Raw genomic sequence first — 21,754 nt, 5'->3', positions numbered from 1 at the left:
ACGTTACCTGCTATAATAAAATGAACATTCCTTTGTTTACTTTTATTATTATAGAGACAGAAGTTTTGATTTTGTAATGTTCAAAAAGAAAAATTTTTAATTTTTAAGAAAGAATTTTTCTCAATCGATGCAGGGCCTCAGAAACATAATTGCGGGCTACTTGAGAAGAGATGTTCATAATTTGACTGATCTCTTTATAAGAAAAGTTGTTATAAGTTTTGAGATATAAGGCTTCGCGCATCCGTTGTGGTATTTCATCTAAAGCAGATTTTAACTTTTGTTTGAGGTGTTCGTTGATCTCTTCGAATATGCAGAGATCTTGTGCAGAAAAGGCATGATCAGGAAATTCATCCTGATATATCTTATTTTTTTCTTCTTTACTTTTGCTTTTTTTTAGTTCTTTTATTAGTAACCGCTGCAAAGAAGTGAACAGATATAATCGTATAGATTTGACTTCAGCCAATTTGTCTCGTTTTTCCCAGAGATAGGTAAATAATTCTTGAATGGAATCTTTAGATAGCTCGTCGTTATGGCAAATAGTAAAAGCAAAGTTGTACAATGCGGCATAATTCATTGTAAAAATCTCAGCCAATGCTTCAGGATTTCCCTGTCGAAAGGCGTTCCACAGTTCTTGGTCTGTCTGAACAGTTAATTTCATCCAATTATTTTGATAATTTTAGTTCAACTCTACTAAAGTAGCGTAAATCCATGTTTTTTCAAACCACCACTCAATTATTTATTACCTTGCTGGATAAATAAGTATTTGTACTACTCCTCCGTTCTATTCCCATAAGAAAAAGAAAGAAAAGATTTTTCGCTATTCTGACATAAGACGCCCACTGGCTACAAATTTATTAAATTAGAAAACTCATTCGCAAAAGAATATGCAGAAAAGAATTAAGTAAATCCATTTTATACTTAATGTGCCTCCTCAATACTGATAATTTTATATTGATAACGCGATATCTCCAACTCTTCCTTAAAGTAAAGGAAGTAAGGGTATTTTCTTACATTATTCTTCTGGTTTTCTAAGCTTACCTCTCATTTTTAGTGATTCTCAAATCTTGGACGGCATTGCCGCAACCCCAAAATCCTTGATTTAATTAACCGCAAGATATTTTAAGTCGCATTTTTTCCCGCGGATAATTAAAAATATCCTGGCGTTTTTGGATTACGGCATTGCCGCCTTAGCTGCTTATTTCAATTTAAATGAAATAAGCTTTGTTTACAAAAATATAGTAACCAGGTAGGCCCAAGTATAGTCAGGTCGACGCGTTTATTTTTTTCCGGAAGCTAAAAAATTGTTTACATCTGTCCCCAATAAAAACGATGCACACTCTCCCACCAGACTGGCGTTCCATGAAACATTCTCACTTTCTAAATTCCTTGCTCGTAATAATCGTTAGCCGGACATTAATCATCACATTCTTCATCTTCGTGATATTCATCGTGGTCGTCTTTATAGCCGTGGTCTTCAGTTTGGTCAGGTTCATCTTCATTCTCTATTTCGCCAATTTGTAGCTGAGTCCCAATAAGCGGCAGCCGTGTAGATTGTATTGATGCGTCGTAGTTCGCATAAAGCCCCCAGGCCCACGCTCCTGTAAGAACAAGAAAAATAACTCCAATAATCGGACGTGATGAAGAGATGGCCTGATGAGCTTCTACTTCTTTTTTGCCATGAATCATACTTGCAATAATATTTTCCCTGTGGCGGATGATATGCAACAGCACGCCCATGATATGTAACACAACAACTGAGATCATAGCATAAGCAAGGATCTCATGTAACTCCTCAACCCATTCGTTACCTGTTCCGAGCATAATACCTGTAATGCCAAGTCCAATCATCATTATAAGCATGGCGAAAATTGCATACGCCGATCCCGGATTGTGTCCGACATACTTATTTCCATCACCCCGAAGCGCTCCTTTTAAATACTCAAACACACTTTTAGGACTAAAAGTGAACGAGTCAAAACGAGCATAGCGCGTGCCTATAAATCCCCAGAGGACTCGTAAAACAACGATCAAAAAGATTATCAGGCCGAATATGGCGTGATAGGAAAAAAACGGGCTATGTTCGCCAAACCCAAAAGCGAAGATAGCCGCAACAAAAAATCCTCCTGCAAATAGCCAGTGGAATATACGTGTAGGAAGGTCCCACACCAAAACTCGATTTGTCGTTTTCATAATGTTTTAACTCCTTTTTAATGTTTATAGACTCCTACATGTTTAACTTCAGGTTTAGCGCCCCTGTAAAGTATTCAAAAATACCTGGCCGGGCTTTTTCGCGCACCGCCCGGCAATATTTGTCTTTAAAAGCGCCATAATTTACTGCTATGCGTATTCTTCTAAGCTACCGTCTTTACCCGTCTATGCTAATGATTCCATCCCCTTCGTACCTGATTTCATTTTCAACTCATAATGAGAATAGAATTTAAAAAAAACTAAAAACATCTGCATCTATTTTGCAAATTTAAATCATTGTTCAAATCTGAAGGCATTTGAAAGTAATTGATTAAGTTGATCATCATTCCAATCAATACATACACCGCCTCAATAGATGTGATTTCCCCAGCAGAAGAATTGATTAAAAAACATTCAACGTTCTAACCATAAAACACATCCATTTCTCTTCTTCTAAAAGTTGCGCCGTATGCTTTTGCCTTTTAACTTTGCCTTTTAATTTCAGATAGAGTTGAACAATGAAACACATTAAATTCATCTTACTTGCGCTTTTAACGGTACGCTTACTCTTTTCCGCTCCCATGCCCTGGGCAACCGGCCAGAGCAAAGCAGAAAATTTGACCTTTTACCTGGTAACTTTTGGACCGGGAGACGACATTCCTTCTTATTGGGGCCATGTGGCATTGATTGTGGAAGACACCGTGCTGCAGCAATCGGCCATCTACAACTACGGACTCTATTCATTTGACAATGATATGATTTTCCGTTTTGTTATGGGACGGCTAATATTTGAAGTAGGCCGCGCTTCCGTTAGCGGTTATTTTAACTACTACCGTCGCGAAAACCGTGAAATTCGGCTGACCCATCTGAACATCCCCTTAAAAAGCCGATTAAAGCTTGCCCGCTTTGTAGAATGGAATATTTTACCACAAAACAAAAAATACCTCTACCATCATTATTACGATAACTGTTCCACTCGTTTGCGAGACCTGCTGGATCAGGCGGTTGACGGTCAGTTTAAACAGGCCATGCAAGCGCCGGCATCCATGACCTTGCGTCAACACACCAGACGTTATGTGGCCCGAAATCCCGCCCTGGAATGGCTGCTCATGTTCTTGATGAGCGACCGCATCGATCAACCCATTACAAAATGGGACGAAATGTTTTTACCCGATGAACTGGAACGACACGTGCTGGCTTTTAGCTACACAGACAGCACAGGGCAACAACACGCCCTTGCCGACTCTCCGGTAATCTGGTTTAAGGCCAACCGTTCGCCCACACCGAAAAACGTCCCTCGACACGAATGGCCGGTCTTGTTTTTCGGTTTATTCATCGGAGGCCTGGCTCTTCTTTTAGTTCTGATCCAAAAACGAAGACCCTTTCGCTGGTTTACGCTGATTTTCAGTCTTTACAACTTTTTACTGGGATTGGTTTTAGGAATTCCTGGCCTGGTGTTATTTTTTGTGATGTTTTTTACCGAACACGACGTGACCTACGGTAACGAAAATATTCTTTTGGCCAATCCGCTTACCTTGTTAATCGCCGTTTTTGCCATTTTTCTGGCCCGCGAAAAAGCGTGGGCTTATAAATCGTTAAAGTTTTTGTGGATTTTACAACTGGCAGGCGCCGGTTTGTTAATTCTTTTAAAACTTATTTTACCTTCCTTTGACCAGGACAACCTTCTGGCCTTTTGCTTCATTATGCCTGTCACCATTGGCATGACCATTAGCTTTTTACGGCTGCCAGAAAGCATGTTCATCGATTCCTGAAAAAGAACAGCGCTCTGCTTATCTTAAATGATTTTTTAATTTTAACAAAACCATCTTAGTCGCGGAATTTTTTTTTATCTTTAACGGTTACAATATTCTAATTTCAAAATAATTTCAGGAGGAAAACATGTCCAATCGTAGAAACTTTTTAAAAGCAAGCGGCCTGGTAATGGCTGGCGGTATTTTAGCGCCTCATATTATGGCGGCCAATGCAGAACAATCTGCGGACCTCAGCGGCCAACTAACCGAACACAAATTACCGCCGTTACCCTACGCGTATGATGCGCTGGAACCATACATTAACAGGAGAATTATGGAATTACACCACAGTAAGCATCATGCCGGTTATGTAAAAGGATTAAACAAGGCGGAAAAAGAACTGGCCAGAGCGCGGGCAACCGGCGATTTCGGTTTAATTCAGTACTGGTCGCGTAAAGCTGCCTTTAACGGCGGCGGACACTTTTTACACTCCATGTTCTGGAAAGTGATGGCGCCGGCTGGCAAAGGCGGTGGCGGTAAACCGAAAGGCGAACTGCTTAAGATGATTGAACGCGACTTTGGTAGCTTTGAAGCCTTTAAAGCGCAATTTTCCGCAGCGGCCAAAGCGGTTGAAGGCAGCGGCTGGGGGCTACTCCATTACCGCCCGCAGGACGATCGGTTGATTGTTCTACAGGCCGAAAATCAACAGAAACTCTCGCCCTGGGGCAGCACTCCGGTGATGGGTATCGACGTTTGGGAACATGCCTATTATCTACAGTACGAAAACAAACGGGCCGCTTACATCGAAGCATGGTGGAATATCGTCAACTGGGAACAGGTCTGGAAAAATATTTTAGCTCTGCGGAAATAAAGAGACAAACTTTTTAGTTTTACTATCTAAACATGCCCTTCCCTGAGACCCTAAAAGTCGGTCAGCAATGGCCGGCTTTTTTTATTTTTTAGAAAACTTCCTTCGTAGCATCTGTCCCACCGGGGAGGCTGTTGCATGGGGGGGGGGGAGGAATTAATGTTTATATTCTCCGATATTGATAATTTTTTCTCATTCTTAAACGTTGGGCAAAATATAGAATTAAAAATGCCAAAATATTCTTTGAAAATAAAATTAATAGATCATCTTTTTCTTGTGATGCTTTTATAAACGCTGCTAAACGTTTCCCTAACATATTTTTAAATAGAACATTAATATTATGCCCAATACACATTAACGTAAATTCACTACGAACATTATTAAGACCAGATAAGGAAAATCCACGATAGCCTAAATTATGCTTCAAATTACCAAAAACAGGTTCAACTGTCACCGAACGCTTCTTTAGTCGTTCCTGCGCCGCTGAAGTTTGTAACTTTTTCGCCATACGTTCGCAATAACTCTCATTAACTGAACGATGGATTTGCTTAACTTTCTTTTTACTGGAAATGCATAAATTAATTAAGGGACAGTCCTGACAATCATTGGAACGATATACGATCCGTTCGCTATTCCTCTCAACTGGAAAAAGCTTCTTACCCGCCGGACATTCATAGTAATCTCCCTGTTCATGATACACAAAATCACTTCGTTTTAGTTTTCTTTCTTCTTTTTGCAATTCTTCCTTGGAGGTCGGTGTCTCCTTTATCGAACGATTGGATAACTGGGGATCGGCTATTACGGCATCGATCTGCTTTTCTTCCAATTCTTTTAGGTCTGCGCTATTGTGATAACCGGAATCGGCTGTGTAAGATCGCTTATCATCTGAACCAAGATTCTTCTCTACTTGTTCTTGGATCGGTATGAATTGACCCTGGTCGTTGGGCTGGCTTACCACTTCATGGGCTACAATTAAATGACTCGACATATCTACGCCTAATTGTGCGTTATAACCCGGCCCATCCACCGAAGGCATCATGCGGGCATCCGGCTCTTTTACATTTATTTGATGTCTTGAACGATGTTCTGATTTGAGCTGTTTCTTACGCTCTTTCAATTGGGCTTTACGTTCTAATATCTCTTTCTCTAAGCGCTCAAGCCGTTCTTTCTCCGCTCGAAGAGTTTCTAAATCTAATTCATCCGTGGCCCCCTGTTCTACAAAATTACAGCGCTGCATGTATTGCTTGATCTCTGCTCTTAACTTCTCTATACGTTTGTCTAATTGATCCTCAGTGTAGCCATGACGCTTACTGCTGTGCGCTTTGATTTTCGTGCCATCTATGGCTATCTGGTTGAAACTACTTATGCCTTCGGCCTGGGCAATTAAAAGTATCTCTACAAAATATTGGTCTAATAAATCCAAATGTGCCTTGCGAAAACGACTTAATGTACTATGATCCGGATGCTGATTCCCAGTGATATAAATGTAGCGCGTATCATATTTACACAATTCCTCCAGCTTACGGGTGCTGGTAATGCCGTTACTATAAGCATAAAACCATAAGGCAAGCATCATGTCTGGGGCATAAGAATCACCGCCTTGTGAACTATAACGGGAATAAAGTGCACTTAAATCAAGGCGCGAAACCAACTCCACTACAAATCGACTCTTTGGATCGTCTCTGGCAAAATCTTCCACACTATAGCCAAAGAGATTCATTTGTGAGCGATTATAAGTAATAAAACTCATGGAATTCCTTTGTTATTACTTGTTTTATCTGTCGCCCAGAATTTACAAATTTTTTGAATTTTACTCAAACTGAATTTGCAACAGCCTCCGGGGTGGGATGCAAAAATTTTTACCCCGCTGATTGGTTGAATGGACGCCGAAATGTCATTCCTCATTCCACTCTTTGTAAGCTAAGAGGCCTACCCAGAAAATTCCTGACACAAAGACGTATCATTCATTAGAACACAGGTATCCATTACACCGTAGGGAAAAAGCCACAGGCGAAAGCAGTCCTTGCTTGAAAATAGCGTACGCTTTAAGTTTAAAACTTTTTCATAAAAAATAAATGGAATTTTAATACTCTTCGAACATTAACTTTTATTTTAATGAATAAAAAAGGATGGGCGCATGGTTCAAGAACTATTGCCAGAGCTGCAGGTAAAACATCGAAAGTTGAATCCAGTCTTTGTTATTGGTCATGGGCGGTCGGGCACCTCTATTTTAATCAAACTGATTCGCAAGTATTTGAAGATTAACTTTGGCACGGAAAGCCAGTTCATCCTCCGTTATTATGACGCATTAGAGCAATACGGTGATCTTAATCGCCGGGAAAATTTGATCAATCTGCTGGAAGATATCGTTCAGGAGCGTTATTTTAAACGAATAAAGAAAAGGTTTAACTTTGATCTCGATAAAGAAAAGGTATTATCATCGTTAAAATTCCCTTCTTATTCCGGGCTTCTTCAGGCCATTTTTTTACAATTTGCACAATATCATGGCATGGAACGCTGGGGAGACAAAACACCGGAATACATTTTCGGCCTGGATAAAATTCTGCGGCTGTTTCCAGACGCTCAGTTCATTCACATTGTACGCGATGGACGCGACGTTGCTCTGTCGGAATTCAAAACGCATTTTGGCCCCAAAAACATCCACTGCGCGGCCGAAGAATGGAAGAAAAGAATTAACTTAGCACAAAATTTCTTTGCTACATTAAAAGACGATCAAAAATTTGAGTTGCGGTATGAAGATCTCTTACAAAATCCTGTTTTAATCTTTCAACAACTGATTGATTTTCTTGGAATAGATGATCAGGATAAGAGCTTAATCCGTTTCATTGCCAAAAACATTGTCTCCGATTTAAAGCGCGGGAATTTTAACAAGTGGCATACCGCGCTTTCCAAAAGTCAAATTTATCGATTTGAGCGTGTTGCTCACCGGGAATTGACTGCTTATCATTATCCATTGATCTTTTCGCATTTTACAAAACCGTCGCTCATAGAAACGTATTACTGGCGCCTCCATTCAAAATTCAAAAGGTTACTTGTCCCCGGAACAATTGAAGATAACCTGTACCGCATCAGGCTGCGTGTTAAAAGTCGCCTTCTTCCTTTAAGGAAAAAACTACAATTTGTAGCGGGAGCTCACCGCAAAGTATCATTCAATTAGGCGCCCAATTTAAAAGCAGGCTGTGCAAGGCGGTGAATTTAAAAGCCGGCCTTGCTCTTGATGGACAATGCGATTAAATAGAAAGTTCCTGATAAGTGAGATCACGAATCCGCTTTTGGGCGTAGGCCAGGCTTTCCGGCGTATCGATATCGATCCACCATTCATCATTTTGCATGAATACAGCGGCCATGTCGTTGTTGTTAATCAATTTTTGAATGGCGGCGCTGATCGATTCTTTACCCTCCTGGAGTTGTTGGCGCATGGCCTGATAAAAATCAGGTTTCAATCTAAAAATACCGCAATCAATGCCATTGTAAGCGTCCAGTTCTTTTCCGATGTCCAGAATTACTTCATTTTTTAACTGCACTTTGGTGGCGTCATCGATGTCAAAAATGCGCTCCACATCCGGATCGACCAGCAAAAGATTGCGCGAGTCCTCGGCCTCAATGATTCGTTGCAAAGCGGCCGGACTGACGATGTGATCGCTCATGGAAAGAATAAAAGGCTGGTTGCCAACAAGGCTTTCGGACTTGAGGACAGAAATTCCGTTGCCCCGTTGCCATTCATCGTTGTACACCGTCTGGATATCCAGCCCAAAATAATCGTGTTGCACCAAAAAATCTTGCAAAATTGGCGCCTGGTAGCCCACCACGACCACAAACTGCCGGACGCCGGCCGCGGTTAAGTTTTTCAGAATGTATTGAAATATCGTTTTCCCACCAATTTCGGTCAACGTTTTAGGTTTGTGATTCATCAGGCGACTGCCGCGTCCTGCGGCAACAATAACAGCTTTCATCTATTTTATTTCCTTTCCGATTCGTTATTAATTAAATTCAGCTCCTCTAGTGAAGCCCTGCCAGAGAACAGGCGCTACCAGTCCTACCTCTTTACCATTTCTGGTGCTGAAGGTTTAAAGCTTTTGGCAACCACCATTTACTCATTCCTACGATTCCACCACGCAATCCGTTTACACTTCCCTGCCATCTCAACCGACCAATTCGCAATCCGTAATTCGTAATTCGTAATTCGTAATTTGTAATTGCTATTAAATCTTTCACTGTTCTGGCACATTTTCGTGGCCGCCTTCGTAATATAATTCCTCCATTTTTTTTACAAAGCGTTCCGTGGCTTTACCGTCCAGCTTGTAAAAAAGTTCGTTGCGATACACTTCGGCTTTTTCTTTCATCTCTTGTGTAGGATTCAGCGCCTGTTCCACCGCCTGGTAAATTTGTTTTCCGTTTTGGATATGAACAAAAGCGCCTTTTAAAAATTCGCGGTTGTCAATTTCCAGTAACGGCTCGCCATCGGAATGTTTTAAATCATCGCAGGGCAGGTCATAAACAATGCCAAATTTACCGAGCGCTAAAAAATCGAACACCGTGCTGGAAGCCTCGCTAATGATCGTATCGGCCACGGCGTAAAAAGGAACGATATTGTAGGCTTCAAAGGGCAATAAAACGGCATGATTGTATTTCTTTACGCGTTTTTCAAAAATTCGATGCTGGCGGTGCGGAGCATACTTGCCCATCCAGCTATAGGGATGCAATTTAATAATCAGATTAAAATCCTTTGTCTGTTCAAAGATATCGTCCTTAATGTCGTAAAGGGAAGTCGGCTTGTAGGTCGGGGCGTACAAAACAGTCTTCTTGTTTGGATCCAATCCCCAGCGTCGAAGAATGCCTTCCCGATCATTAAAGCGTCCCTGAAAATAAAAGTCCAGTTTAGGCAAACCGACCAGATGCACCTCGTTTTTACCCAATGCGGGAGAACTGAGCAACGATTTTACGCGGTGCGGGCCTTCCACAAAAATCTGATAACGATGATCCGGGAACTTAGCCAGGTTGCGGTAAAGAATATTTTTTATACCCGTACCGTGATTCAAAAAACAGAGCAATGTTTTTCCGTATTCTGGAGCGTCTCTTAGCGTATCGCCCGTAATTACGATATCAAAACCTTTCTTTTCTTTAGTGAAGCGATATCCCAGTTTTTTCCATTCATCAATAATTGGCTGCTGGTACGGGATGTCGAGCACCCAAAAATAACGTTTTTTTTCCGCATCCAGCGAAAAATAAACGTCGTATTTAGGGTCATTCATTAAATATTCAATGACCGGATCAAAGGCTGCCTTGTGGTAAGCATACCCAATTCTAAACAACAATTTAATTTTTTCAGCCATCCAAATCCCTTTGTTTATTCTTGATTAAAAAATCTTTAGAAATTATAAGTATTTTATGAGGAATTCAAATAAATATCAAAGAAAGAGACCATAGTTTATCAAATACAGAGCGGGATGCCTGGGGCATGATTGATGATTGATGAATGATGAAGGAGTTTGATTTAAAAAGCACAATCTGGCATTTGGATAAGCGCGGGGAGTCCACCTACCTATTTTAATCCATCCGTTCATAGGTCAGGCGATATTTTGTTAGCAACGGAAAAACCGGCACGGCAATGCGTCCCGGAAAGTGCTGCTTTAAAACGGCCATGTCGGTTTTTTTAATTTTTAAAGTTTCTAACAGTGTTGTATTCACCTGGATTGTATATTGAGACGCCGTTTGGTTCAAATATTGATAAACAGGCTGGGGATCGAACAGGCTTTTGCCTCTCAAAATCTGAGCCAGTCCTTTTTTAAACAACAGGTAATCTCGCCACATGGCAACCTGCTGTTTTACATAGAGAGAATTCTGTAAATTTCGTTTTTTTGCTTCATTTAAAATGACCTGATCATCCAGTACATTGCGCAGGGCCAGCAAAAAGCTTTTGCGGAACAATCCCCTGTTCTCCATACGCAACGGATAAGAAGCAAAGGCCATTCGTTTTAACAGCTGCCGGATGGTCCAGGTTTGACCATCATAAAAGGTGACAATGGGTTCGTTAAGCAGTGAAGATTCCATGCGCTGTAGGGAATTGTAAATATCTGCCGTAAGGCCTTCATTTTTTTGAAGCTTATCCTGTTCCGCCATGATGGCGTTTTCCACCATCTGCAATGTTTTTTTTATCTTTTCTTTTGAAATCTGATAAGGCGGAGAAGGCACATTGTGGGCCAGATACTCTGCCATGGCTTCCTGCATTTTTCTTCTTTTTAGTTTTTTGCGTAATGAGTACAGGCGGGCATTGAAATCATTTTCAGAAGTAAAGAGATCTATTCTCTCTCCTGTTACTTTTAAAATAAAGTAATAAAATCCTTCTTGCACCGGCTGGCTAATCTCGCCCGGTTTCATCTTAAAAACCTGGTCTTCAATGGCCGGCAACGTTCCGTTGAATTCAATCGTATCGCTTAAAATAGTCTGTGAATCAAAGCCTCGCAGCTGCGCCAATTCTTCAAACGACATGCCCTCATTCAGTAATTTGGCCGCGCGTTCAGCTTCTTGGGCATCGGTAAAAAGCAGGTATTGCACAATCTTTTTGGTTTTGGAGCGGAAATAGGCCTCACGCAACTCTTTTTCGTCGATTTTAACGCGGGGCTCGATTACCTCTTTCCAGAAGGCTTCGATAATCGCTTCTCTTTTGTACGCTTCTAAAAGATCCGCAATTTGTTTTTGCTCGGTCTGCCCTTTGAGCGCAATCAGCTTTTCGGCTATCAGTGACTTTAACAGAGCTTTTTTGGCAGAGTCGGGCTGCTTGATGCGCGATAAAAAAGGATTAAACTGATAGGACAGTTCAAATTCCTGCAGGGTAATTTCTTTACCATCCACTCTGGCTACAACCGGTAATTCCTCTTTTTTCTGGCAGCCAAAAAGAACAATAATGATCAGCAATCCGACGAGCATGTTTTTCACGTTTTACTCTCCTGTACTTCCAAACGACAAAGCCGATCTGGGGGGGACAGACCGGCTTTTATACGGGGCTGTCCCAAAAGCCAAAGAAAATGTATTTTTATAAAGTTTTTCTTTCCCTCACCCCCTTTAATTCCCCCTCTCCCGATTTTCGGGGGGCAGGGGGTGAGGGCTAATGTAAGATTTACCGCATATATTAATAAATATACATTTAATGTCGCTTTTGAGACACCCTCAGAATTAAAATCTTAGCGCCACGCTAAACCGCTGCACATTGTTCAAAACGCCAAAATCCTCATAAGCGTAATCGATCTTTAAAATAACGGTGGAATAGAGTCGGTAATTCAAACCGGCGCCCAGGGTCATCCCTTCTTCGCTATCGGTCTGGAAAAGAGACTTGTAACCGGCCCGCAAGAAAAACATATTCTGCAAAGCGATTTCCGTTCCCACATTTACCGCCTCGTAATTATCATTGGGATGCACGGCATCCATGGCCAGGGTTATGCGATTTTTTTCGCCAAATTTAAAATCTTTGGCAATTCCCAGCTGAAAATTCAAAGGAATGGAATAGTAAAGCATTTCATACTGGGCGTTTACGAATTCCACGTTCCCTTCATGGAGCGGATCCGGATCCTGAGCAAACTTGATATCGCGTCCGTCCAGGCGCATTTTGGGGCCAAAGTTAGACATACTGGCGCCCAACCGAATGCCATAAAACGGCGTGGTAAAAAGGGTGCCGATATCCAGCGCCACCGTAGAGGCCGTCATATGCCACAACCTTTGATGGATATACTTAACCGTGCCGCCGATTGAAAATCGATCGGTCAGATTGCGCGCAAACCCTAAACCGATCATCAAATCGCTGGTATTAAATTTTTCACCGGTTCCATCCGGCATGTCCACGGTTCTCACATCCATATCGCCGGAGCCGAAAGAGGAAACCACCAGAGCGATGGTGCCCACGTTGTAAATTTTAATACCCACCGCCATATAATCATAATTGGTGCCGGCGATCCAGCTGGTATGCGTAAACAGCGCTTCATTGGCCGTCATGCGCGCCAGGCCGGCCGGATTCCAGTGCAATAAACTAATATCATCATCTATGGCAGTAAAAGCGCCGCCCATTCCCAGAGCTCTGGCGCTGGGCCCGATCTTTAAAAACTGGGCCACGGTTGTGCCCACTTTAGACATGGTGGATGAACTTGTCAATTGTGCAAAGCCGACGGAAGCCGTCAAACCTATCACAAAAAAGATATTAATTATTTTTCGAGTGAACATTTAATGCCTCCGCATTATTTAATAATGACAAATTTACCAACTTTTTCTCCTATTCCAGGAGCCGATATATGATAAAAATACAATCCATAAGAAACTTCAATATTATCTTTGGTTAGTAAATCCCAGTATTCTTTTCCATCGTCGATGGTGCTGTCGTGTTCAAGGACGCGCACCAGTTCTCCGGCCGTTGTAAAGATTTTAATGGTGCATTTGCGCGGCAATTTATCGAAATAGAGCCGCCGATAACCACGAGATGCGCGATCCACAAAATTCTTTGGTTCAATAACATTGGTCGCCACATACGGATTGGGAACAACACGCACTTTATCCAGTTCGTTTTTGGCCTTTACCGGATCCACATGGGCCGCTTTTGTGACAAACGAAAACCGGTCTGTCAGTTTGAACGGCTTGAAAACCGAGATGTAGAATTCATCTCCCTCGCCCGGCGGAATGTAGTCTTCGTTTTGCGGTTCGACAAATTTCACCGACCAGGATTTATCAAGCCCTTCGTCGCCCAGCAGGATGAAAATAGTTTCACCGGGATTCCACATGGTATCGCGTTGGGTCGATTCCAGAATGATGTAGCGCGCGGGTTTATTTAAATCCACATTGGTAATCGTAAAGTTGGTTCGAATTCCCGGCATATTACCCAGCGGCAAACTGGTATCGACGATGGTATCGTAAAATTTGATCAGATAATCCGCCGCTTCGACCTCCGCATCATTGGGCACTAATTCATATTCCAGGTTGGTTTGACTGGAGGCGCTCCAACCGGTATTTTCATTGCGTAATTTAAAGGGCGTTTCGTACACGCTTAAATGAATTCCGTCAAAAAAGGGATTGGTTAATTCGCCCTTAAGGGCTGTACTGTGATAGATTGGATAATTGGTGTAGGTGATTTTGTAGTTCACATTGTCCTGCATGCGGGCGCCCGGATGTTCAGCCGGATCGAGCACTAAAATCCGCCCATTCACGCCATCCAAAATGTAATCGATGCTGTCGCTAAAGGTTTGCGATCCGTCCACCGTAGAGACCACGGCGTTTTCGGGATTTAAATGTTTGTATTGCAACGCCACATACTGCCCATAGAACGAGGTAAATATCTCTTCTTTAGGCTTCAAGTCTTCCACGCTGTACGTCTTTTGGCCGGTTGAATCGGAAAATGAAATCAAAAACTTATTGTTGTCTTCCACCGCGGATTCATCGATAATTTTCAACGTAAACTTACCGGTGGCCACCGTTCCGGGTTCAGGAACGACGCCTCCGCCCTGATCGTAATTAACGATTTCTGGCGGCACATAACCGGCAGCCCTGCTGCGCGGCACGACCCTGGCCGTGTTAACGTCAAACTTATACGTATTGGTCGTGGGATCAAAGGTAATTATTTTCGAACATTCCGTCGGCGGAATTTGCAGCGAGTCGCTGCCGTGGTCATAAGAGACAACCGCGTAAAAATAGGTCTGTCCGTTAATGACATTGTTGCTGTCCACAAAAGAATGGACCAGGCCGGTATTGTTTCCGAGATAATAGGATACGCCGCGTCCCCTGTAGGGCGTTTTACTTGGCCCCTGATATTCGTTCACCAGGTCAAAACGCGCATCCACGCCCGTAACGGTTTTCAACGGTTGGAACAAGAATTTATTTCCGTTAATATCCGTAATCACCTGTTGATCGGCAAAGTCTGGACTGGTGCTGCGATAAATCACATAACCTTCAAAGTCCACTTCTTCAGAAATGGGATCGTAAGAAGATTCGGCCACATCGTCCCAGTAAAGGGTCACTTTGCGATCGCCCGGCACCACCACCAGATGGGGTTTTGCCGGCGGTTTGGAAAACTGGTAACCGGTATTGTAAATTTGCTGCACCGTTTCAGCATTCAACACCAGATCGTTAAAATCTTCGCCCATCAATAAAGCGATGGAAAAACGTTTGGTTTCCAGTCCGCGCATCACAAAACGACCGGACGAATACAAAAAGATACGATCGCCCTGCACCAGTGTGGTGTCAAAGCGATTGGGCACCATATATTGAGAATAAAGCTTCTCATCGTCGCGCGGATAAAGGCTGCCAAAAGCGGGGTTTTCGAAACCGGTCAAGCCCAGCATATCCGATTCGTCAATATCGGTAAATTCGAAGTTCGGTTCACCCGGATTTTGAATATCAAACAAAATACCAGCCGTAGGCATCCCATCTCCTTCGCCATAATCGCCGGTATTGGGAATCCCGTCAATGCCCACATCGTCTTTTTCCGGATCCCAGTCGCCGTCGTTATCGATGCCGTCCGTCCAGCTTTCATCAACCATGCCGTCGCCGTCGTTATCGATGCCGTCGCCGGGGTAGAACACGCCATCAAGAATTTCATTACCAATGCCGGGACTTTCCAGAAATTTATATCCCAGGTAACCGGGCACGCGTCCGGGAATCATACTTTTGCCATCGGTATCGTAAGCGAAGACCATGTTATAGGCTTTATCAAAATAAGCCCAGTCGTCATTGTAATCGCTCCAGCCGCCAATATGCGGATCGCCCCACATGGCAAAAGTAACGCCGTTTAAATCTTTATCGCTCATGTTAGCAATTTTGTATATTAAAAAGATGGCGTCCTCGGCCAGCGGATTGGACCACTGGTAGATGCGTACCTCCACCTGAATGCCCAGGCCGCGACGCGAGGTATCATCTATAAAGGGATAATAAGAAAACTCCGCGTTGTCCCGATCATCCATCACATAAAACGCTTCTTTATCGGCATTGGTAGCGCCCTGGCCCAATGCGCCTGGCCAAACGTATTCGCGCAGGTCCTCATTGTACCAGTCGTCAGGCCAGGAGTCCGGTTTTCCATCCTGATTTTCATCCGGCGCATCACTGGTGGGGATGTAATCGCTGGCCGGATTCAGATACTGGATCGTTCCATCATCATTGGTGACCAGCGGTTGGAATCCCCAGCGAATGGTGCGATCGGGATTCAACTCAGGGCCGGTAGAAGTTAAGCCATCGCTGATCACGTGGGCGTAAAATTTCCTTTCACCATTCTCAAAGCGAACAATTGTATCAGGATGTTTATCATCCAGCACCGGGACTTCGGCGCCGACCATCGGTCCAAATTCGTAGGCGTAACCCAATCCATTCCAGACAATATCGGTAATATGATTGCCGGCGCTGGAAATGGAGCCATAGTTAAAGATTTGAGCAGTAATCTTATTACCGTTCATAATAGCCGTTTGCCGTTTGGTGCCGCCGGCGCTTTTGGCTAAAATGGCGTTTATCCATTGATTGTAGGCATTAAATTCCTCTTCTGTCCAGTCTTTTTTGGGACCGTCTTTAAACTTTTCGTCATCCAGATTATCGGCATAACAAAAGACAAGACTGAAAAGCAAAAGGATTAAGGCATAGATCAATCCGTTTCTCATGTTCTTTTATCTCCACTTTTTAAAATTCGACCGTTACGCCTAAACGTACTTCTCTTGGGGCAGTATAGTAATGCGGACGGTTAATGTAGTCCGTCCATTCGTGCACCCCGGGTTCTCCGTAGTGTTTTATTAATGTATCTGTTTCTTCCTGACTGCGATTGGCAAAGGTGTAGGTTGCTCGACCGGTGTCGTCATACACATAGCGTTCGTTCAGCGTGTCGAACAGGTTGTAAATCTTGGTAAAAAACGTAACGTGATAACCGCCCACGGTAAAACGATAAGAAGACTGAATATCCACATATCGCTGAAGCGGCTTGCGATCGCTATTGGGTTTGATATCGTAATTAAAATCTTTATTGTAAATAAAAGGCGAATAGGGATATCCTGAAGATATTTTACCAATAATGCTGGTTGTAAAACGATCGGAGGGCGCCACCGTTACCACAGCATATAAATTGTGCGGCTGATCCCAATCCAGCGGCACGATCTCTTTAATGGTGGCCAGACCGCTTAAAGAATTGTAGAAAAAGGCGTCCGTATCGTTGTCATTTCCTTCGGCCACCTGATAGGTATAATCCAGAGAGAATCCCACCGGCGTTTGTTTGGTAATTTTCTTTTTTAAAGAGAGGGTAATTCCCTTTACATTCCCGTAATCCTGGTTGACGTAAACACGATAATCGCGCAGGTCGCCTTCTCTGGACTGAAACTTAATGCGTTGCCTGGTCAACAAATCACGTATATCGCGATAAAACCCGGTAATATTGATCGCTATATCATTGGTTAACTGTTGTTGTAAACCGATTTCGTACATTACGGTTTTTTGCGGACGTAAATTAGCGTTACCAAAGGTGGGTACGCCGCTTTTAGGGAGTTCAAAATCAGGATTCACATACAATGCGCTAAAAGCGGGCATTTGCGAAAAATGGCCATAAGAAAAATGAATAATCCCTTTAGCCGTGATGGGGAAAGAGACGCCCAATCGCGGCGAGACCATGTGTTTGGGTGTGGCTTCAGCCAGCTCGCCGTCCGGATGCAACAGATCTTTGGCATATTTGGATTTGGCGTTAAAGTAGTCGTAGCGCACGCCAACGTTAATAATCATGCTTTCGTATTCTATCTTATCCTGGATGTAAGCGGAAAACTCTTCAGGCCAACGATCGTAATAATCGTGAGTGGGCGAATCAAGTCCCAGAACCGTAGGACTGTTGTAATTAATGCGATCGTACAAAATGGTAAAGGTCTCGTTCTGCAAACGATGCAGCCGCCACTCAAATCCGGTTTTCACCTGATGTCTGTTGTTGACCTGGCTGGTAATATCAAATTTGCTAATATAACTTTTTGATTTTTGATGTACATGATCCATGCGCGTACCGCCAAAAACAAAGGTTCTTCCTCCCGGAGAGCCAACAATTTTGTCGGTGGGCACATAGCGTGGATCGTAAGGATTTTTATAAACGTATTGCTCATATTTGCGTTGATTATACGCCAGGCGAAATTCATAATAGGTGCTGGGCGAGAGGGAGTGCATCAGTTTGACGGCATGGTGATAACTTCTGGTATTGTACTGGTAATCGCCGTCCGGATTGTATTTGTAATCGTGCGTATATTGTTTCCACCAGCTTCGGTTGTAAATCGATTCTATCCTGAGCACAAGAGACGGTGTGAGGTTTATTTTCAATTTACCTAGCATGTTGTAAGACCAGCTTGGATTCATGGGGACGATCTTTCCGTCGCCGCCGCGTTCAATATACCATTCGTCGATAAAGCGTTCACGTCGTTCGAATACTTTCTCTTCCGTTTCAACAAAATACTCTTCTACCCTTCCCTGAAAATTGGCAGAATCGGCCGGATCGTGTTCGCGAACGCCGTACAAATATCCTTCGCTATCAGTGTATTTTCCGGAGAAGAAAAAGGTAACTTTATCACGCGCAATAGGAATCGGTCCGGACAACGTTCCTTCAATCGTTTTATTACTAAAAGGTTTAACCTGATCGATATTTAAGAAGATATCGTCGTGCGCGCTGACGTAATCGCCTGTGTAACCGGTTAAACTTCCTTCGAATTTTTTCCCGCCGTCCTTGGTTGTAATGTTTACCACACCGCTCATGGCGTTACCATATTCTGCATTGAAGGCGCCGCTAACCACGGTGAGTTCCTGTATGGCATTATTGGCCACGGAGGTTCCCAGCCCATTGGTATTGTAAGGGTTGGCAACCGAAACACCATCCATCAGGTAGGCAATTTCGTTAGATCGACCGCCGCGAATATGTAGGGCGCCGTCTGCCCCTCTGGTTACGCCGGCCTGAGTGGCCAGCACCTGGGTAAACGTTTCAGCAGGGATGCTTTTGATCTCTTCCGCCGTGGTCACTTTTTTGGAAGAAGTAAGGTCTTTTTGAACCATGGCACGTTCGGCGACCACTTCAATAGCTTCGTCCAGATCGAGGGTTTGTTCTCTAATTCTAAAATTTAGCATGGTGGTTTGATCGGACTGCACGAGAACGTTTTTCATAATGGTTTTCTGATAGCCAATCACAATACATTCTACATCGTATTTACCGGGAGGAATATTAATGATGAAAAACTCGCCGTTGATATCGCTGGAAGCGCCATAATAGGTTCCGGAGAGAATAATATTGGCGCCCGGAACTGGTTCGCCGGTATTGGCATCGACCACCGTTCCGGCGATCTTTCCTGTATTTCCGGCGATTAAATTACCAGCCAGCAACAAGATGAGTACAAAAAGAATTCTTTGCCACAAAGTGTTCATAACAACGCTCCAACATATTGATTGATTGTTACGTTTCAATTTTTCCTTTGAATATAATAAAAAATTAGATAGTTCACAAACTGAATTAATTGTAAATTTTCTTGATTTAGCTATTGATTTATTCATTTTTTTTTTTATCTTTAATAAGGAATTTTATTTAGTTTGAAGTTTATTTAGTTTTATGTTTAACCAAATCTTGAGGAGGCGTTCTTATGAACAAACGTGTACCATTCGTCCTTTTTATTCTTTTTCTCTCTGTAGCCATGCTTTTCGCGCAAACCGATGGCGATAACACAACGATGGGACGCGCGTACAGCAATCCTGCGATCAACAATATTACCGGCTTTGGCCGTGGGATTCATGCTGGTTCTGACCTGGACAAAGATGGCAAACCGGAAATCATTATGACACAGTACGCCAATGGCGGCGCCATTGAAATTTTTGAAGTTGTTGGCGATAACATGCTGGAAGAAATCTGGCGTTCGCCGGACCTGGGTTCTCCTTACTCTACTCCGGTACGCACCGTAGCTGTGGGCGATCTGGACGGCGACGGTTATGATGAACTTTATACTTATGTGAGCACGGGCTGGAACACGGTTGACAGCACCGGCGGCATTGTTGTGTTTCAGAACAACGGCAATGACAATGAATTTGAAATGGTGGCCAAATTAGACTGGAGCACCAATCCGGCCATCATTGACACCGGTTCCTGGCGTTGCGAAGACATAGCTGTGGCCGATTTTGACGATGACGGTCAGTTGGAACTGGCTTTCACGCGTTGGGTTGGCGGCGACTATGATTCTCGTACCGTAAATATTTTATCGGTTGACGGTAATTTTGCCAGCGGTTTTTATTCCTGGAACCAGGAATACAAACAGACCCGTTATCAGTTGAACACCGGCGGCAGCGTTACCGGCGTTTATTATGGCAACCTGGATAATGACGAACATAGCGAACTGTGGGTCAGCGTTTACGATAATCTCAGTCTGCGTTGTATCGAATCCACCGGTCCTAATAGCTATGTTGATTCTGCGCAAGTGGTCCAAATAGACAAATTGGACTTAGACAGCGATTCTTACATTATTAAAGGATTTGTACACGGCGACATTGACGGCGACGGCACCAATGAAATCATCGTAGAATCCACCTTTACCGGTAAACTCTTTTTATTAAAAGCGGTAGGCGATGTGCAGGATAGCGTTTCGGTTACTTATCTGCCCTTCCTGAAACCCGGCGCTTTTACCACATTAGCTCTCGGCGATCAGGATCATGGCAGCGGCTCCGACGGTATGGACCTTTATTCCGGCGGCACCAGCAATGGCATCTGGGATTATGAATTTGTCGGCGGATCGTTAACCGATTCTGCAAGCTGGAAAGTTTACAACTTCGGTCGCGATACGGCTGTTGTGGACACGGTGATGGAAATGGTGATTGACACGACGGTCACGCCATGGGATACCACCTATGTGCCCACACCGACGCCGGTTATATCTCCGAGCTGGATGGTCTTTGTTCCCGAGAACGATCTGGATGGCGACGGAAATAAAGAACTGGTTGCCAGTTACTTAGTCGCCGGCAGCACTGTTCCCATGGACAGCACAGAAAACGGCACGCCGATCCCGGAAGAAAGCAAACGCTGGCTGCAGGTTTTTGAATTTGGCGCCAATGTTCCGACCGGTATCGAAAATAACTGGAAAGTGATCACGGCCGAAGATTATGTGCTGAAACAAAATTATCCGAACCCCTTCAACCCAACGACTACGATTGAATTCTATCTGCCGATCAAAAAGCAGATTAGCCTGACCATCTACAATGCGCTGGGCCAGAAGGTTAAAACGCTGATCAACAATGAGGTTCTTTCGGCCGGAAACCATGCATTACAATGGGATGGCACTAATGATGCTGGTGCGAAAGTTGCTTCTGGTATGTATATCTATGAATTGAAATACGGTAATTTTAAACAACAAAAACGCATGATGTTGATGAAATAAGCTTGTTTCAAATACGGTGTTTATTAAAGGCTGCTCCAACGGAGCAGCCTTTTTTTATGGGAGGGTGTGTAAGATGTAAAATGGGTATAAGGGGCGGGCCTGTCGGCCCGCCCCGTTTTTATTTGTGGCGTCGGGGAGGGGGCCGGTCTGAAAGACCGGCCCCAAAAAGTACATCCGCAGGACAAGTTTTCCGAATGAATGAATGAATGGATGGTTGTCATTCTTTGGGTAATAAATCGGGCGAGGAGACCTTTTTTCTGAAAGAGAAATTATATCTTTTATCTGAAATTCCGTAAAGTAAGGAAATGCTGCGTATTATAGCCCGGGGCGCTGCCCCGGGCTACGCCCCCACACCCAAAACGGAGCGCTCTGACAGAGCGCTCCTCCCCTGTTCTCTGCATAAGCTAACAATCAAATCCCAATCCATTTTGTTTTATATAATCACACACCAAAAACTTTAAAAAAACACATTGGCCAGGCTTTTCCGTTTTAAGGTTTTTTGGTTGCGGCTTTGCTGCTTTGCTGCTTTGGAACTTTAGCTAGGATGTTTT

The 21,754-nt window shown here is 43.4% G+C and carries 13 protein-coding genes; 4 read left to right on the top strand and 9 right to left on the bottom strand.

The annotated features are described in order from the left end of the window. Positions 1 to 103 precede the first annotated feature (103 nt). Positions 104 to 658 carry an RNA polymerase sigma factor gene (locus tag Cabys_RS08545; RefSeq protein WP_006929934.1) on the bottom strand — a complete coding sequence of 185 codons (555 nt, stop codon included), beginning with the start codon at positions 656 to 658 and terminating at the stop codon, positions 104 to 106. A 755-nt stretch (positions 659 to 1,413) separates the two neighbouring features. After that, positions 1,414 to 2,190, bottom strand: coding sequence for a cytochrome b/b6 domain-containing protein (locus tag Cabys_RS08540; protein ID WP_006929933.1), 777 nt, complete (start codon positions 2,188 to 2,190; stop codon positions 1,414 to 1,416). A 515-nt stretch (positions 2,191 to 2,705) separates the two neighbouring features. Here Cabys_RS08540 and Cabys_RS08535 point away from each other — a divergent pair. Together Cabys_RS08535 and Cabys_RS08530 are read left to right on the top strand one after the other, a co-directional pair. After that, entirely contained in the window at positions 2,706 to 3,959 is a 1,254-nt protein-coding gene (locus Cabys_RS08535) for a lipoprotein N-acyltransferase Lnb domain-containing protein (RefSeq protein WP_006929932.1), read from the top strand. Between the two features lie 127 nt (positions 3,960 to 4,086). Next, positions 4,087 to 4,809, top strand: a complete 723-nt coding sequence (locus Cabys_RS08530; protein ID WP_006929931.1) for a superoxide dismutase — start codon at positions 4,087 to 4,089, stop codon at positions 4,807 to 4,809. Between the two features lie 160 nt (positions 4,810 to 4,969). On the opposite strand, the gene Cabys_RS08525 is transcribed toward Cabys_RS08530, so the two are convergent. Then, positions 4,970 to 6,556, bottom strand: coding sequence for an IS1182 family transposase (locus Cabys_RS08525; protein WP_006929930.1), 1,587 nt, complete (start codon positions 6,554 to 6,556; stop codon positions 4,970 to 4,972). A gap of 387 nt (positions 6,557 to 6,943) precedes the next feature. Between Cabys_RS08525 and Cabys_RS08520 the strand changes: the two genes are divergently transcribed. After that, complete coding sequence (locus Cabys_RS08520) at positions 6,944 to 7,984, top strand: sulfotransferase family protein (protein WP_006929929.1); 1,041 nt, start codon at positions 6,944 to 6,946, stop codon at positions 7,982 to 7,984. Between the two features lie 73 nt (positions 7,985 to 8,057). Here the strand turns inward: Cabys_RS08520 and Cabys_RS08515 are convergent, their stop codons facing one another. From Cabys_RS08515 to Cabys_RS08490, 6 genes are all read right to left on the bottom strand, one after another. Further along, positions 8,058 to 8,780, bottom strand: coding sequence for a phosphocholine cytidylyltransferase family protein (locus Cabys_RS08515; RefSeq protein WP_006929928.1), 723 nt, complete (start codon positions 8,778 to 8,780; stop codon positions 8,058 to 8,060). Positions 8,781 to 9,038: 258 nt separating this feature from the next. Next, positions 9,039 to 10,160, bottom strand: a complete 1,122-nt coding sequence (locus Cabys_RS08510) for a CDP-glycerol glycerophosphotransferase family protein (RefSeq protein ID WP_006929927.1) — start codon at positions 10,158 to 10,160, stop codon at positions 9,039 to 9,041. 214 nt (positions 10,161 to 10,374) lie between these two features. Then, positions 10,375 to 11,754, bottom strand: coding sequence for a peptidylprolyl isomerase (locus tag Cabys_RS08505; RefSeq protein WP_225868918.1), 1,380 nt, complete (start codon positions 11,752 to 11,754; stop codon positions 10,375 to 10,377). 246 nt (positions 11,755 to 12,000) lie between these two features. After that, positions 12,001 to 13,038 carry a PorV/PorQ family protein gene (locus Cabys_RS08500; protein ID WP_006929925.1) on the bottom strand — a complete coding sequence of 346 codons (1,038 nt, stop codon included), beginning with the start codon at positions 13,036 to 13,038 and terminating at the stop codon, positions 12,001 to 12,003. A gap of 14 nt (positions 13,039 to 13,052) precedes the next feature. After that, positions 13,053 to 16,445, bottom strand: a complete 3,393-nt coding sequence (locus Cabys_RS08495; RefSeq protein ID WP_006929924.1) for a fibronectin type III domain-containing protein — start codon at positions 16,443 to 16,445, stop codon at positions 13,053 to 13,055. Positions 16,446 to 16,464: 19 nt separating this feature from the next. Continuing rightward, positions 16,465 to 19,212 (bottom strand): TonB-dependent receptor, encoded by a 2,748-nt coding sequence (locus tag Cabys_RS08490; RefSeq protein ID WP_006929923.1) that lies wholly within the window; start codon positions 19,210 to 19,212, stop codon positions 16,465 to 16,467. Between the two features lie 212 nt (positions 19,213 to 19,424). Between Cabys_RS08490 and Cabys_RS08485 the strand changes: the two genes are divergently transcribed. Further along, positions 19,425 to 21,203, top strand: a complete 1,779-nt coding sequence (locus tag Cabys_RS08485) for an FG-GAP repeat domain-containing protein (protein WP_006929922.1) — start codon at positions 19,425 to 19,427, stop codon at positions 21,201 to 21,203. Positions 21,204 to 21,754: the final 551 nt, after the last annotated feature.

Origin of the sequence: Caldithrix abyssi DSM 13497 (assembly GCF_001886815.1) — a bacterium.
Lineage (GTDB): Bacteria > Calditrichota > Calditrichia > Calditrichales > Calditrichaceae > Caldithrix > Caldithrix abyssi.
Note: the sequence above shows the minus strand (reverse complement) of the source record. Positions and strands in the feature narration are given on the sequence as shown.

What these genes read in the sequence shown, in the direction of transcription:
- Cabys_RS08485 (WP_006929922.1), top strand. Translation starts at nt 19,425, where the DNA reads ATGAACAAACGTGTACCATTCGTCCTTTTTATTCTTTTTCTCTCTGTA.
- Cabys_RS08500 (WP_006929925.1), bottom strand. Translation starts at nt 13,038, where the DNA reads ATGTTCACTCGAAAAATAATTAATATCTTTTTTGTGATAGGTTTGACG.
- Cabys_RS08510 (WP_006929927.1), bottom strand. Translation starts at nt 10,160, where the DNA reads ATGGCTGAAAAAATTAAATTGTTGTTTAGAATTGGGTATGCTTACCAC.
- Cabys_RS08505 (WP_225868918.1), bottom strand. Translation starts at nt 11,754, where the DNA reads ATGCTCGTCGGATTGCTGATCATTATTGTTCTTTTTGGCTGCCAGAAA.
- Cabys_RS08540 (WP_006929933.1), bottom strand. Translation starts at nt 2,190, where the DNA reads ATGAAAACGACAAATCGAGTTTTGGTGTGGGACCTTCCTACACGTATA.
- Cabys_RS08525 (WP_006929930.1), bottom strand. Translation starts at nt 6,556, where the DNA reads ATGAGTTTTATTACTTATAATCGCTCACAAATGAATCTCTTTGGCTAT.
- Cabys_RS08545 (WP_006929934.1), bottom strand. Translation starts at nt 658, where the DNA reads ATGAAATTAACTGTTCAGACAGACCAAGAACTGTGGAACGCCTTTCGA.
- Cabys_RS08490 (WP_006929923.1), bottom strand. Translation starts at nt 19,212, where the DNA reads ATGAACACTTTGTGGCAAAGAATTCTTTTTGTACTCATCTTGTTGCTG.
- Cabys_RS08520 (WP_006929929.1), top strand. Translation starts at nt 6,944, where the DNA reads ATGGTTCAAGAACTATTGCCAGAGCTGCAGGTAAAACATCGAAAGTTG.
- Cabys_RS08535 (WP_006929932.1), top strand. Translation starts at nt 2,706, where the DNA reads ATGAAACACATTAAATTCATCTTACTTGCGCTTTTAACGGTACGCTTA.
- Cabys_RS08495 (WP_006929924.1), bottom strand. Translation starts at nt 16,445, where the DNA reads ATGAGAAACGGATTGATCTATGCCTTAATCCTTTTGCTTTTCAGTCTT.
- Cabys_RS08530 (WP_006929931.1), top strand. Translation starts at nt 4,087, where the DNA reads ATGTCCAATCGTAGAAACTTTTTAAAAGCAAGCGGCCTGGTAATGGCT.
- Cabys_RS08515 (WP_006929928.1), bottom strand. Translation starts at nt 8,780, where the DNA reads ATGAAAGCTGTTATTGTTGCCGCAGGACGCGGCAGTCGCCTGATGAAT.